Origin of the sequence: Sphaerisporangium sp. NPDC049003 (genome assembly GCF_043197795.1) — a bacterium.
In the GTDB taxonomy this organism is placed as follows: Bacteria; Actinomycetota; Actinomycetes; order Streptosporangiales; family Streptosporangiaceae; genus Sphaerisporangium.
The window spans coordinates 102,828-116,823 of record NZ_JBICTU010000027.1 but is presented as its reverse complement, the minus strand read 5'-3'; the positions used below and the strand labels follow the sequence as shown (position 1 = coordinate 116,823).

The window sequence follows — 13,996 nt, the reverse complement described above, 5'->3', positions numbered from 1 at the left end:
ATCGGTTAACTCGATCGGTACCGCAGACGGACCTGGATGCCTCATACACATCAGAATAAGAAATTATCCGACAGATTTCAGGTGCACGACACTAGTTGAGCCAGGGTGGTCCGAACAAGGTGTGCACTTCGATCCTGGGGAGGGTGCCTCCGGTGCGGCGGGTCCCGCCGCACCGGACGCTGAAAGCGGCCGGAGGCGGGCCCAGCCCGTCACCCTCTCCGTCCCCCAGCCCGTCGCCGACGGTCTCGCCCTCACCCTCGCCCTACGGACAGGGCTGCACGGCGGCGTACAAGGTGACCAACTCCTGGCCCGGCGGCTTCCAGGGCGAAGTGACCGTCACCGCGAACCGGGCGATCCGTAGCGGCCTAGCGGTAGCCGACGGCGGTGATGTTGGCCTGCACGGCGTTCTCGGTGGCGTCGGACGGGTAGCCAGAGACCATGGCTCCTTCGTAGAACGTCCCCGCGCTCTGGTTCCTGTTGTCGATGCAGCAGTCACCGCCGCTTCCCAGGATGATGGCCCCCTGCTTCTTCATGGGGCTGTATCCGCTCGGAAGCCCGCCGTCCCACAACGTGGTCATGCCGCCGGACTGGGCGTTGCCGCCCTTGATCGCGAATCGCGACGTCCCGTTGTTCTTCAGCATCGCCGTGACGAACTTGCTCGTGAAGGCCCTCTGGTTCGGGTTCCACGACTGGCTTCCGCCCGGGTAGAGCCCCCATTCGAGGTCGGCCTGGACCCACGGGCCGGATCCGGAGCACCCGCCGAACCAGCAGCTCGTGCCGAAGTAGATCGCGTCCATGGCGCCCGCACCGTCTGCTCTCCTGGTGGTCTCGCTGTTGCCGTAGTCGAAGCAGCAGCCGCTGTTGACGTGCGTGCCGCTGGTCACCATGTACATCCCTTCGGGCGAGGCGCCGGTCGGCACGCCCGTCAGGTGGCCGTCCCTCCAGTAGCTGTTGCCCGGGTTGATGTACAGCGAGTAGGCCTTGCTGCCCCCCACCGTCAGCGTTTCCGTGGTCGCGCTCGCGGGGCTCGCGGCGCCACCGACTCCACCGGACCCTTGGTAGGCCAGGTTGTTGCCACGGCCGGATTGGTCGTAGATGACGGTGGTGACACAGGACGTGCCGGCGCAGAAGGAGTCCTGGGCCGCGGCGTTGGCGGAGCCGCCCGCGCTCAGCACCCCGATGTTCCTGGTCGTGTTGTCGGACGAGCGCCTGACCTGGTAGAGGTTGCCGTTGTAGGAACCGTAGAGCGCCCGCACCGTGCTGTGCGCGGCGATACACGGCGTGCCACCCGAAGCGTAGATGTCACACGGCAGCGACCCGCCGCCCGGAGACGATGAGGGCGAGGAGCTCGGAGACGTGCTGGGCGAAGGGCTGGGCGAGGTGGTCACGCCGCCGGTGCAACTGGTGCCGTTCAGGGCGAAGCTCCCTGGCACCGGGTTGCTGCCGTTCCATGTGCCGTTGAAGCCGAAGGCCGTGCTCGCCCCGGTGGCCAGCGTCCCGTTGTAGGTGACGTTGGTGACCGTGACCTGGGCCCCTGACTGGGTCACCGAGCCGTTCCACAGCTGGGTGACCGTCTGTCCGGCAGCGAACGACCACGTCAGCCGCCACCCGCTGACCGGGTCACCGAGATTGGTGATGTTCACGTTCGCACCGAAACCACCCTGCCATTGACTGCTCACCGTGTACTCGACGCGGCATCCGGCCGCGGCATTGGCGGCGGTCGTGGCCAGCGGGCCGGCCGCGCCGACCGCGGCCACCAGTGCGGCGGCCACGGCGGAGAGCCAGAGCCGGACGCGGGGGATCTTCATGAGTACTCCCGGGTTGTCCTACGAAGTGCCGAGTGCCCGTTAGCGCTAACACTGTCGCGCGGCCGACATGATGGACGCCTTCGCGGAGGCCGCACGGCCGCCCCCGCGAAGGTGCGTGTGAGGGGTCAGGTGCGGGTCCAGCGCTGGTTCGCTCCACCGTTGCAGGACCAGATGATGAGTTTGGTGCCGTTGGCCGTGGCGTTGTCGGGCACGTCCAGGCACTTGTTCGCGCCGACGGCGGTGATGGTGCCATCGGTGTTGAACCGCCACTGCTGGTTGTTCTGCCCGTTGCAGTCCCAGATGATCACGTTCGTACCGTCGGCGGTGCCCCGGTTGTACACATCCAGGCACTTGTTGCCGTAGACCCGCAGCTCACCGGAGGCGTTCGGCGTCCACTGCTGGTTGGCCTGGCCGTTGCAGTCCCAGATCTGCGCCTGCGTACCGTTGGCCTGAGAGGAACCCGTGACGTCCAGGCACCTGCCCGAGCCCGCGCCCTTGATCGCGCCTGTACCCGGAGCAGTCGGCGTCGGGCTGGGGCTGGGGGTTCCTCCTCCGCTCACGATGTACATGGCCGCCCCATGCCCTGGTACCGACGCGCTGATCGTCGCGGAGGAGGAGGTCGTCGTGTGCGCCCACAGGTCGCGCACCGAATAGGAGGACGCGGACCCCAGCCCCAGGGCGGAGGCGGTGGTGGAGACCGTCGCGGTCGAAGTGCTCCGGTTGAGCAGCACGACCGCGGCCGAGCCGTTGGACATCGGCTTGCGCCAGACCTCCAGGTTCCCGTTGTCGCTGATCTTGTAGCCCTGCCTGCCTCCCCAGTCCTGGTTGACCGCGATGACCTCGGTGTTGGTGAGGATCGTGCGGGTGTCGGCGCTCATCGTGCGGATGTCGTTTCCGGCGATGAGCGGCGCGTTCAGCAGCGACCACAGGCTGAAGTGCGCCCTGCCCTCGGTCCCCGTCACAGAGCCGACGCCGACCTCCAGCATGTCGGGGTCGTTCCAGCCGCCCGGACCCGAATACCCGTCGAGCCCGACCTGCTGATCCAGGATGCCCATGATCGAGTTCCAGTTCGACCCGATGTCACCCGTGTTGCGCCAGGAGTTGCCCACGGGCATACCCCAGGTCCACACGCTCTCCTGCCCCCAGTTGCACAGGCTGTACACGATAGGACGTCCGGTCGCGGCCAGCGCGTCCCGCATGGCCGAGTACCGCTGCTGCCCGTTCTTCCCCTGGTGGTCGCCGCAGTTGTCGTACTTGAGGTAGTCGATCCCCCAGGACGCCCAAAGGGCCGCGTCCCTCCGCTCGTTACCAAGGCTCGCCGGGTAGCCCGCGCAGGTGGTGGTCCCGGCCGACGAGTAGATGCCGAGCTTCAACCCCTTGGAGTGGACGTAGTCTGCGACGGCCTTGATGCCGCTCGGGAACTTCTGCGGGTCGGCGACCAGGTCCCCACTGGAATTCCGGCTCTTGGTGGACCAGCAGTCGTCGATGTTGACGTAGGTGTAGCCCGCCGCCGCCATGCCGCTGGAGACCATGGCGTCCGCGCTCTGCCGGACCAGACCGTCGTTGACGTTGCAGCCGAAGCTGTTCCAGTCGTTCCAGCCCATCTGGGGCGTGCGGGCCAGACCGTTGTCCAGAGCGGCGACCGGCGACGTCTCACCGGCGATCGCGACCATGGACCCCGCGGCCAGTACGGCTGCCAGTGCCATTCCTAGGATTCTGCGCATCTGATTCCTCTAGCTACTAGGTGTCACAGAGATACACGGAGGTGAATGCCGGGCTGAGCGGGTGAAGTCGGCTCCGTCGATGTGCTGTCGGGAAGCGGGCCTGCCGGCCCGGAACGACGCCCCAGACCCCCCACATAGCCACGTCCACCGTTCATGTCGTACTCCACCCGTGGTCTCCGGGGGTCGCGCGGCCGGCCAGGGGGATGGATGAATTGTTAGCGCTAACATTAAATTGATGGATCGAACGCTCCCCTCCGCGTGGGCCGGGCCGAGTGGTTGTGTGGCGGAGCAAATACGAAGCAACGAGAACCGTCAAGTCTCCTGCTCCCCTCCGCCCGATTCTTCAGCCTGCCGAAGTGGCCCCATCGGCCCCGATGAGGCAATATCGCCATCGCCGGTCGATGAATGTTTCATCACGAACAGACCCTGTCAGGAGTGCGCCCCGACCCTGGTAAGAGCAAACGAGCGTGCCTTCGACACACAAGGCACGGCAGGGACGGAAAGACCGTCCCTTGACAAGGCAGTGGAGCGTCGTATTTGCTCCGCTGCACACCACCTCCAATCAGTCGACGAAGAGAGGTAAACGCCGAGACTACTGATTGTTAGCGCTCACATCAGTTGAGGGAGACCGAGTCTCACAGCGGGATTCGGCGACCACTCCGAGGCTCGGTTGCCGGCGGTGACGGCCCCAGGCACGCCACCGGCCTGCGGCCACGTCCCCGCCGTCCGTGCCGCCACCCGCGGCGGACCTCCCAGGGCCGCTCGCACTACTCGGATGTGTTCGCTCATCGCGATCTATCCAATCCAGCCCCATGACCAAATGGAGGGACCCATGAGCCGGGGAAGAGACAACCGGGCACGCGTGACCGCGCTTGTCGTGGCCGCACTGCTGGCGGCCGTGATGTCCCTGGTCGGCGTGCCGTCCTCACAGGCGGCCGTAGGGATCACGATCAACGGCGGTTCCGCCGGCCGGACGTTCGATGGTGTGGGCGCCATCAGCGGTGGCGGGGGCAACAGCCGCCTGCTGATCGACTACCCCGAGCCGCAGCGGGCTCAGATCCTCGATTATCTGTTCAAGCCGGGGTACGGCGCGGCGATGCAGATCCTCAAGGTGGAGATCGGCGGGGACACGAACTCCACGAGCGGTGCCGAGCCGAGCCACCGGCACACCTCCGGTGACCTCGACTGCAACCGGGGTTACGAGTGGTGGCTGATGGAGCAGGCCAAGGCGCGCAACCCCGGCATCAAGCTGGTGGGTCTGTCCTGGGGTGCGCCGGGATGGCTGGGCAACGGCAACTTCTGGTCGCAGGACACCATCAACTACCTGGTCGACTGGCTGAGCTGCGCCAAGAACAGCCACGGGCTGACCATCGACTACCTGGGCGGGTGGAACGAGAAAGGCCGCGATCTCAACTGGTACGTCAACCTGAACACGGCGCTGGACTCCCGCGGGTTCGGCAACGTGAAGATCGTCGCCTCGGACGACTGGGGCTTCGGCGTGGCCGACGACGCGGCGAACAACACCGCCTTCCGGAACGCCGTCGACGTCTTCGGCGGCCACTACGTGTGCGGCTACCGCGGCGCCCAGTCGCAGTGCCCAAGCTCGACGACCGCCATCAACTCCGGCAAGACATTGTGGGCGAGCGAGAACGGCTCTGACGACTACAACGACGGCGGCAAGGCGCTCGCGAGGGGCATCAACCGGGACTACATCGACGGCAAGATGACCGCCTACATCAACTGGCCGGTCATCGCGGCGATCACCCCGAACCTCCCGTTCGCCACGATGGGTGTGGCCGTCGCGCCGCAGCCGTGGTCGGGGTACTACTCCATCGGCAAGAACGCCTGGGTGATGGCTCACACCTCCCAGTTCACCGCGCCGGGCTGGAAGTACCTGGACACCTCTTCCGGCTACATCGGCGGCAACCGCAACAACGGCAGCTATGTGTCGCTGAAGTCCCCCACCACCTCGGACTACAGCACGATCATCGAGACGATGGACGCCACCGTCGCCCAGACGCTGAACTTCTCCACCACCGGCGGCCTGTCCACCGGGCAGGTGCACGTCTGGGCGAGCAACGTCAACTCCGGCAACTTCTCCGACTACCTGGTCCACACCGCCGACCTCACCCCCTCGGGTGGCGCGTTCTCGCTGACGGTCCAGCCTGGCTACGTGTACTCGATCACCACCACCACCGGCCAGGGCAAGGGCACCGCCACCAGCCCCGCCCGCGGCTCGCTCGCACTGCCGTACTCCGACAACTTCGACTCCTACGCCGTGGGCCGGGAGGCGAAGTACCTCATGGACCAGCAGGGCTCCTTCGAGGTCGTCGCCTGCGGCGGCGGGCGGACCGGCCGGTGCGTACGCCAGATGGCCCCGCGTCAGCCGATCCTGTGGACCGGTGGCTCCGATCCTTACGCACTCCTCGGCGACCTGAGCTGGAACACCTACACGGTCTCCACCGATGTGCTGCTGGAGCAGAGCGGCTATGTCCAGTTGGTCGGCCGGGCAGGCACCCAGCGCAGCTTCGGCCCTGCCGGGCTGAACGCCTACTATCTGCGGGTCACCGAAACCGGCGCCTGGCAGATCCAGCGCAACACCACCGATGCCGCCCTCACGACACTGCGCAGCGGCACGGTCGCCGCGCTCGGCACCGGCCGCTGGCACACCCTCGCGCTCGGGTTCTCCGGCGGCACCATCACGGCCTCGATCGACGGAACCCAGGTCGGCTCGGTCACCGACGGCTCCTACGGCGCGGGCCAGGTCGGCGTCGGCACCGGCACGACCGAGACCGCCCAGTTCGACAACCTCACGATCATCCCAGGCCAGGGTGGCGGCACCGGCGGCGTGCTACGCGGGCAGGCCTCCAGCCGCTGCGTCGACGTGCCCAACCAGTCGCAGACCAACGGCACCCAGGTGGCCCTGTGGGACTGCAACGGCGGCGCCAACCAGCAGTGGAACCTCACCTCCGCCAAACAGCTCCAGGTGTACGGCGGCAAGTGCCTGGACGCCGAGGGCGGCGGCACCAGCCCCGGCACCAGGGCCGTCATCTGGGACTGCGACAACGGGGCCAACCAGCAATGGAACCTCAACGCCGACGGCACGGTGACCAACGTCCAGTCGGGCCTGTGCCTCGACGCCAACGGCGCCGGCACCGCCAACGGCACCCCCATCGTCCTGTGGACCTGCAATGGCGGGACAAACCAGAAGTGGTCCCGTAGTTGACATTACGCACACCTTTCGCGGGGGTGGCCATGCCGCCTCCGCGAAGGTTCAGCGCATTTCACTTCCTTGCTCCGCCGCACCATCACCTCCAGCCAGCCAGAAGAGAGGAGCACTCCACACCGCACAGAATGTTATCGCTAACAGATCGTGGGTTCCACCTCTGACGTAGGAGAACCAAAGAGTCCAATATCCAGACATGCCGAAATCCAAAGCTCAAATGGAGTTGCGTAATGATGAGGCACAGATCCACCTTTGGAGCAATCGCGCTCGCGGCACTCCTCGTTCTGGCCACAGGTCGTGCGGCAATGAGCAGCGACCTTGGCGCACCCACGGCGTCCACGGGGGCAGGCGCCCTTGCGGCGACCGCCGGATGCGGCAAGACCCCGACGCTGAGGAGCGGTACGCAGTCGATTCAGACCAGCGGTAAGAACCGCTCTTTCATCCTGAGGATTCCGGACAACTACAACAACAACACCCCCTACCGGCTGATCTTCGGGTTCCACTGGCTGGGCGGCACCGCCACCGAGGTCGACTCGGGCGGGACCAGCGGGTACCCCTGGTCCTTCTACGGACTGCGACAACTTTCGAACAACGGTGCGATTTTCGTCGCGCCCCAGGGCTTCAACAACGGCTGGGCCAACGCCAACGGCGAGGACGTCGTGTTCGTCGACGACATGATCAAGCGGATCGAGACAGACCTCTGTGTCGACACCTCGCAGCGCTTCGCCACGGGTTTCAGCTACGGCGGCGGTATGAGCTACTCGCTCGCGTGCTCGCGGGCGACGGTCTTCCGTGCGGTCGCGGTCTTCTCCGGCGCGCAGCTCAGCGGATGCGGCGGCGGCACTCAGCCCATCGCGTACATGGGGCTGCACGGCATCGGGGACACCGTGCTCAACATCTCTCAGGGACGGTCGCTGCGTGACACGTTCGTCCGGAACAACGGCTGCACCCCGCAGAACCCGCCGGAGCCGAGTACGGGCAGCCGGACGCACATCGTCACCGCCTACTCGGGGTGCCGGTCTGGATACCCGGTGGTCTGGGCCGCGTTCGACAACGGTCACATGCCCGGTCCCGTGGACGGGACCTACACGGAGAGCGGCATAACGACCTGGACCAAGGGAGAGGTGTGGAAGTTCTTCTCTCAGTTCGGGAGCACCCCCTCCCCCAGCCCGACGCCCACCCCCACGCCGACGCCGACGCCCGTACCCGGTGGATGCGCGGCCACGATCGAGACGGTGAACTCCTGGTCCGGCGGCTTCCAGTCCACCGTCACCGTCCGCGCCGGCAACAGCGCCATCAGTGGCTGGACGGTCGACTGGACCTGGCCCGGCGGGCAGACGATCAGCAGCCTGTGGAACGGCGTCCGCTCCGGCTCCGGAGCCAACGTGACCGTCCGCAACGAGTCCTACAACGGCTCGATCGCGACCAACGGCACCACCACGTTCGGATTCACCGCCAACGGCACGGCGGCCACTCCCGCCCTTTCCTGCAGCGCCTCCTGACCCGATGACGGCGCGCGACGCGCCGGACTCGCGGCCGCGGCACCCTCGTCACGAGCCGGGGTGCCGCGGGACGTACGCGGTGCCAGGAGGCTGTACGGGATGGGCGAGCGTGGTCCCGAGGCCGGGCCACCGACAAGGCGACCGGGGTGAGACCGGCGAGGGCGTGCTGCCGACTGCTGCGCTGAGCGCGGGACCGCACTTCGGGGCCTTGTGTGCGTAGTACGTCACCGAGCCGCTACGGCCGGGAAACGGGGAGGAAACAGCCTGGCATTGTCATGAAGGGGACTCACCGGCTCGCGGTGAGGCGCACCTAGGGTTCCGCCCTCCCGCCCCGGGAGGGGCTGGTCCAAGAGGTGCAGGCGGCCTAGGCCGTTCCACGGCGGGACAAAAACCCGGGAGACAGTCATGTCGGCTGCCTCCTGAGTGAGGCGTTCTCAAAAGGGAGTGCCGTGGGTCACCTTCACGACAATTACGGACCCGAGGCACGCTACGCCGTCGAACGCGAGGCCGGGCTTCCCACGACCATGCACCAGCGTGAGATCGAGCGCGGTCTTGAGTACGGCCTGCCGGGCGCGGACTCGATCGTCGACCGGACCATCCCGACCTTCTCGCGGGGAGAGCTCCCCCACTTCGCCGGGATCAACACCTTCCTCAAGGCCCCGTACGTCGAGGACGTGCGGCGCTGCGGCGAGTACGACGTGGCGGTGCTCGGCGCCCCGTTCGACGGCGGCACCACCTACCGCTCCGGGACGCGGTTCGGCCCGCAGGGCATCCGCAAGATCTCGGCGCTGTACGGGCCGTACAGCTTCGAGCTGGGCGTGGACCTGCGGGAGTCGATCACGATCGCCGACCTCGGGGACGTCTTCACCATCCCGGCGAACATCGAGAAGACGTTCGACCAGATCAGCAAGGCGGTGTCGCACGTCTACGCCAGCGGGGCCTTCCCGGTGGTGCTGGGTGGCGACCATTCGATCGGCTATCCGACCGTACGCGGCATCGCTGAGCACGTTTCCGGAAATGTCGGCATCATTCACTTCGATCGGCATGTCGACACGCAGGAGACCGACCTCGACGAGCGGATGCACACCACGCCGTGGTTCCACGCGACCGACATCCCCAACGTGCCGGCGAAGAACCTCGTGCAGATCGGCATCGGCGGCTGGCAGGCGCCCCGTCCAGGGGTGAAGGTCGGCAGGGATCGCGGCACGACCATCATGACGGTCACCGACTGCGTCGAGATGGGCATCGAGGCCGCCGCGGAGCGCGCCCTTGAGGTCGCCTGGGACGGCGCGGAGGCCGTCTGGCTGTCGTTCGACGTCGACTGCCTGGACGCTGCGTTCGTGCCCGGCACGGGCTGGCCCGAGCCCGGCGGCTTCCTCCCCCGCGAGGTCCTGAAGTTCATCCAGCTCATCGCCGACGCCCGGCCGCTCGCCGGCATCGAGGTCGTCGAGTGCGCCCCGCCGTACGACAACGCCGAGATCACCGCGCTCATCGCGACCCGCGTCATCTGCGACACCCTCGGGTGCCTCGTCCGCGCCGGCCACCTCCCGAAGCGCACCGCGCCGCCCACGAAGCCCGAGGGGGGAGCCGCATGAGACACAGCCGCGTGATACTCAGCCGCACGACACTCAGCCGCCTCGTCCTGCCCGCCGCCGTCCTGCTCGTCCTGAGCACCGCCTGCGCCTCCGAGGAGACCGCCACGCCTACGGCCCGTGCGTAGGAAGTGCGGGACCGCGATCGGTTGGCGACCGTCGGGGCCGAACCCGGCGGCATCGGGGAACTTCCTCAAGGACTCGGGCAGCGCGGTCAACTGATTGCCGCGCAGGAACAGGCGGGTGAGGTCGGTGAGGTTCCCCAGGGACTCTGGCAGCGCGGTCAACTGATTGCCGCTCAGGCCGAGCCCTTCGAGGGCGGTGCACTGGGCGAGTGGCTCGGGCACCGTGCTCAGCCGGAGACCGGACAGGTCGAGGTAGGTCCATCCGTCCTCCAACCACTTGGTGATCCGCGTGACGGCGATCGCCTGGCCTGCCTCGGACTCCATCACGATCTCTCTTCTCCTTGTCGCTCACGCGCCTGGGCCGTACCGGTCTTCGTCCGCTTCGCCCCTTCGGGCACGAGGGTCGCCGATGATGCTAGAGATCGGTACTGGAGAACGACTTGTAAGTCATGAGACAGGACAGTCGGTCACAACGACCTGTCACACCAGCGGGTCACAGCAGGAACAGGATGCGGCCGGTCGGTTCGGGAATGCGCCGGATGATCAGGATGGGGGCTGCCGCCGATAGGACCATCAGGTCAAGTTGGCGTAGGGCATGCGGGCGGTGACGGTGGTCTCCCAGGTGGTGGGGCCGCGTCCGGTGGTGATGGTTTCGTAGAAGGACTGCTGGGTGAGCGCGTGGGCGAAGGCTTCGCCGCCGGTCTGTCTGGGGAGCGGGGCGGGATGATCTCGGGGGCGGTGTAGGAGCGGGACGTGGCCGGGCGGGGTGATGGGCTCGGCGGGGTGCGGTGCCGAGCACCGCGGGCACCGGCCGCGCGTGTAGGTTCGGCTTGGCAAGGATCTCGATATCGAAGGGATGATCGCAATGGCGACGACACGTACCGCGACGACCCAGTGGAAGGGCGCGCTGCTCGACGGCTCGGGCACGGTCTCGCTCGACACCTCGGGGGTCGGGACGTTCGACGTCTCGTGGCCCTCGCGCGCCGAGCAGGCCAACGGCAAGACGAGCCCCGAGGAGCTCATCGCTGCGGCCCACTCCTCATGCTTCTCGATGGCCCTCTCGCACGGGCTCGCCCAGGCGGGCACGCCGCCGCAGCAGGTCGAGACGAAGGCCGACGTGACCTTCCAGCCGGGCGAGGGCATCACGGGCATCGTCCTGTCCGTACGGGCGCAGGTGGCCGGCATCTCCGCGGAGGACTTCCAGACCGCCGCCGAGACCGCCAAGGCCAACTGCCCGGTCAGCAAGGCTCTGTCGGGCACCACGATCACGCTGAACGCCGAGCTGATCGGCTGACGAGCCGTCCCGGCCCCCGTGTGCTACGTCACACGGGGGCCGTTTTGTGTTCACGACGCCTGACTTACCCGGTTTACTCGTTGTTTGCGTGTTATATACTAATTTATCGGTTTCGTGTAGCTTATTGCCCCGCTGCCGGGTGCGAGGCGGGGTCTATGCGATCAGTACCCCTAGCGTGCCGAAAGATCTGGTAAATCAGACCGGCGGCCCTAATATCGACAGTAGAGCCGGGACGTAAGCATCCAGGGACGCGGCAACGGAGCCCTGACCAGAGAGGAGCTGACGGGGCACCGGGTCACGACAGGAGACACGACGCGATCAAGCTGCAACCGCTGACCGTTCCCACGACCACAATGAGGCTACATGCGTGAGGTCTGGCCTGGAGAGCCGTATCCCTTGGGCGCCACCTGGGATGGAGCCGGTACGAGCTTCGCAATCTTCTCCGAGGTCGCCGAGCGGGTCGAGCTCTGCCTTTTCGACGACTCAGGCGACGAGGCCCGCATCGATCTCCCCGAGGTCGACGGTTTCGTCTGGCACGGCTACCTCCCCGGCGTCATGCCCGGCCAGCGGTACGGCTACCGCGTGCACGGGCCGTACGACCCCGCCAGGGGCCACCACTGCGACCCCGGCAAGCTGCTGCTCGACCCCTACGCCAAGGCGGTCGAGGGGGACGTGCGCTGGGACCGGTCGCTGTTCTCCTACCAGTTCACCGACCCCGGGCAGCGCAACACCGACGACAGCGCGCCGCACATGCCGAAGAACGTGGTGGTCAACCCGTTCTTCGACTGGGGCAACGACCGCCCGCCCCGCACGCCGTACCACGAGACCGTGATCTACGAGGCGCACGTGCGCGGGCTCACCATGTGCCACCCGGACGTGCCGGAGGAGCAGCGCGGCACCTACGCGGGGCTCGCGCACCCTTCGGTGATCGAGCACCTGCTCAGCCTGGGCGTCACGGCGGTGGAGCTCATGCCGGTGCACCAGTTCGTGCCCGAGCACGCGATGGTCGCCCGTGGGCTCACCAACTACTGGGGCTACAACACGATCTCCTTCCTGGCCCCGCACAACGCCTATTCGAGCGCGGGACAGCGCGGCGGGCAGGTGCCGGAGTTCAAGTCGATGGTCAAGAGCCTTCACGCGGCGGGCATCGAGGTCATCCTCGACGTGGTCTACAACCACACCGCCGAGGGCGACCACATGGGGCCCATGCTGGCCTACCGGGGCATCGACAACGCGTCCTACTACCGGCTGCTCGACACCGACCGCCGCCTCATGCTCGACTACACCGGCTGCGGCAACTCCCTGAACGTCCGTTCGCCCCACGCGCTCCAGCTCATCATGGACTCGCTGCGCTACTGGGTCATGGAGATGCACGTCGACGGGTTCCGGTTCGACCTGGCCGCCGCCCTCGCGCGTGAGCTGCACGACGTCGACCGGCTCTCCTCGTTCTTCGACCTGATCCAGCAGGACCCGGTGATCTCGCAGGTCAAGCTGATCGCCGAGCCCTGGGACGTCGGCCCCGGCGGCTACCAGGTGGGCAACTTCCCGCCGTTGTGGACCGAGTGGAACGGCAAGTACCGTGACAGCGTCCGCGACTTCTGGAAGGGCAGCCCATCGGTGCTGCCCGAGTTCGCCTCCCGCCTGACGGGCTCCTCCGACCTGTACGCCACCAGCGGGCGCCGGCCGGTCGCATCGATCAACTTCGTCACCTGCCACGACGGTTTCACGCTGACCGACCTCGTCTCGTACGACCACAAGCACAACGAGGCGAACGCCGAGAACAACCGCGACGGCACCGACGACAACCGCTCGTGGAACTGCGGCGCCGAGGGGCCGGTCGAGGACCCGGCGATCGTGACGCTGCGCCGCCGGCAGCGTCGCAACTTCCTGACCACCCTGTTCGTGTCCCAGGGCGTGCCGATGCTGCTCCACGGCGACGAGCTGGGCCGTACGCAGCACGGCAACAACAACGCCTACTGCCAGGACAACGAGATCTCCTGGGTCGACTGGTCACTGGTCCGGTCCGAGTCCGACCTGCTCGGCTTCGTCCGCGGCCTGTCCAGGTTCCGCAGGAAGCACCCGGTCTTCCGGCGCCGCCGCTTCTTCCTCGGGCGCATGCTGGAGGGCGACGTCCGCGACATCGTGTGGCTCACGCCGTCCGGCAAGGAGATGACCTCGGGCGACTGGCACAGCGGCTTCGGCAAGGCGATGGCCGTGTTCCTCAACGGCGAGGCGATCAGCGAGCCCGGCCCCCGAGGGCAGCGCATCAGCGACGACTCGTTCCTGCTGCTGGTGAACGGCCACCACGAGAACATCACCTTCACCCTGCCGGGTCACGAGTTCGGCCCGGGCTGGCAGCCCGTCCTCGACACCAACGACGAGGGCCCCTACGACTACCGTCCCCCCGCCGAGACCCTGGAACCCGGCAAACCCGTCACCGTCACCAACCGCTCCATGCAGATCCTCCGCTCAACAGCACGAGGCTGACGGCTCGTACGAACCCTCACAGACCCGCAAACGCCCACCCGTCACCCATCCGGGTGGGCCCCCTGCCCACCAACCCATACACCCCCAAACGGGGCCTTCACGTGCTCGGCGGCGGTGCGGGGGAGATCATCGCGCGCAGGTGTTCACGAGCCTGCCGTATCTCCGGGGCGGCATTCGTTCGCGACATATTGAGGATCTCGCTCACGCGGTTGTTCACTCTTCCCGAGGTGACGCCCAG

9 protein-coding genes, 1 pseudogene and 1 riboswitch are annotated in these 13,996 nt (G+C 67.2%); of the genes and pseudogenes, 6 read left to right on the top strand and 4 right to left on the bottom strand.

Annotated features, from left to right (window positions below):
* Positions 1-365 precede the first annotated feature (365 nt).
* Positions 366-1,808: an arabinofuranosidase catalytic domain-containing protein gene (locus ACGFIV_RS27930; protein ID WP_392838148.1), complete on the bottom strand. Its 1,443-nt coding sequence runs from the start codon at positions 1,806-1,808 to the stop codon at positions 366-368.
* Positions 1,809-1,933: 125 nt separating this feature from the next.
* Positions 1,934-3,514, bottom strand: coding sequence for a glycoside hydrolase family 27 protein (locus ACGFIV_RS27925; RefSeq protein WP_392838147.1), 1,581 nt, complete (start codon positions 3,512-3,514; stop codon positions 1,934-1,936).
* Positions 3,515-4,364: 850 nt separating this feature from the next.
* On the opposite strand from ACGFIV_RS27925, the gene ACGFIV_RS27920 reads away from it, so the two are divergent.
* The 4 genes from ACGFIV_RS27920 to ACGFIV_RS27905 all read left to right on the top strand — a co-directional run bounded on the left by ACGFIV_RS27920 (position 4,365) and on the right by ACGFIV_RS27905 (position 9,980).
* Positions 4,365-6,758 carry an RICIN domain-containing protein gene (locus ACGFIV_RS27920; RefSeq protein WP_392838146.1) on the top strand — a complete coding sequence of 798 codons (2,394 nt, stop codon included), beginning with the start codon at positions 4,365-4,367 and terminating at the stop codon, positions 6,756-6,758.
* A gap of 305 nt (positions 6,759-7,063) precedes the next feature.
* A complete protein-coding gene (locus ACGFIV_RS27915; RefSeq protein ID WP_358554023.1) occupies positions 7,064-8,260 on the top strand; it encodes a cellulose binding domain-containing protein in 1,197 nt (398 codons plus the stop codon).
* A gap of 299 nt (positions 8,261-8,559) precedes the next feature.
* Positions 8,560-8,661, top strand: a riboswitch (guanidine-I (ykkC/yxkD leader).
* Between the two features lie 48 nt (positions 8,662-8,709).
* Complete coding sequence (locus ACGFIV_RS27910) at positions 8,710-9,855, top strand: agmatinase family protein (protein ID WP_392838145.1); 1,146 nt, start codon at positions 8,710-8,712, stop codon at positions 9,853-9,855.
* Positions 9,852-9,980, top strand: coding sequence for a hypothetical protein (locus ACGFIV_RS27905; protein WP_392838144.1), 129 nt, complete (start codon positions 9,852-9,854; stop codon positions 9,978-9,980). The genes ACGFIV_RS27910 and ACGFIV_RS27905 overlap by 4 nt, the downstream gene beginning before the upstream one ends.
* A gap of 87 nt (positions 9,981-10,067) precedes the next feature.
* On the opposite strand, the pseudogene ACGFIV_RS27900 reads toward ACGFIV_RS27905, so the two are convergent.
* A pseudogene (locus ACGFIV_RS27900) lies at positions 10,068-10,301 on the bottom strand (hypothetical protein); the annotation flags it as partial.
* Between the two features lie 249 nt (positions 10,302-10,550).
* Positions 10,551-10,814, bottom strand: a complete 264-nt coding sequence (locus ACGFIV_RS27895) for a hypothetical protein (protein WP_392838143.1) — start codon at positions 10,812-10,814, stop codon at positions 10,551-10,553.
* 28 nt (positions 10,815-10,842) lie between these two features.
* On the opposite strand from ACGFIV_RS27895, the gene ACGFIV_RS27890 reads away from it, so the two are divergent.
* Positions 10,843-11,271: an OsmC family protein gene (locus ACGFIV_RS27890; protein ID WP_358554015.1), complete on the top strand. Its 429-nt coding sequence runs from the start codon at positions 10,843-10,845 to the stop codon at positions 11,269-11,271.
* A gap of 363 nt (positions 11,272-11,634) precedes the next feature.
* Positions 11,635-13,758 carry a glycogen debranching protein GlgX gene (gene glgX / locus ACGFIV_RS27885; RefSeq protein WP_358554012.1) on the top strand — a complete coding sequence of 708 codons (2,124 nt, stop codon included), beginning with the start codon at positions 11,635-11,637 and terminating at the stop codon, positions 13,756-13,758.
* Positions 13,759-13,996 lie beyond the last annotated feature (238 nt).

What these genes read in the sequence shown, in the direction of transcription:
- ACGFIV_RS27930 (WP_392838148.1), bottom strand. Translation starts at nt 1,808, where the DNA reads ATGAAGATCCCCCGCGTCCGGCTCTGGCTCTCCGCCGTGGCCGCCGCA.
- ACGFIV_RS27925 (WP_392838147.1), bottom strand. Translation starts at nt 3,514, where the DNA reads ATGGCACTGGCAGCCGTACTGGCCGCGGGGTCCATGGTCGCGATCGCC.
- ACGFIV_RS27920 (WP_392838146.1), top strand. Translation starts at nt 4,365, where the DNA reads ATGAGCCGGGGAAGAGACAACCGGGCACGCGTGACCGCGCTTGTCGTG.
- ACGFIV_RS27915 (WP_358554023.1), top strand. Translation starts at nt 7,064, where the DNA reads ATGAGCAGCGACCTTGGCGCACCCACGGCGTCCACGGGGGCAGGCGCC.
- ACGFIV_RS27905 (WP_392838144.1), top strand. Translation starts at nt 9,852, where the DNA reads ATGAGACACAGCCGCGTGATACTCAGCCGCACGACACTCAGCCGCCTC.
- ACGFIV_RS27890 (WP_358554015.1), top strand. Translation starts at nt 10,843, where the DNA reads ATGGCGACGACACGTACCGCGACGACCCAGTGGAAGGGCGCGCTGCTC.
- glgX (WP_358554012.1), top strand. Translation starts at nt 11,635, where the DNA reads ATGCGTGAGGTCTGGCCTGGAGAGCCGTATCCCTTGGGCGCCACCTGG.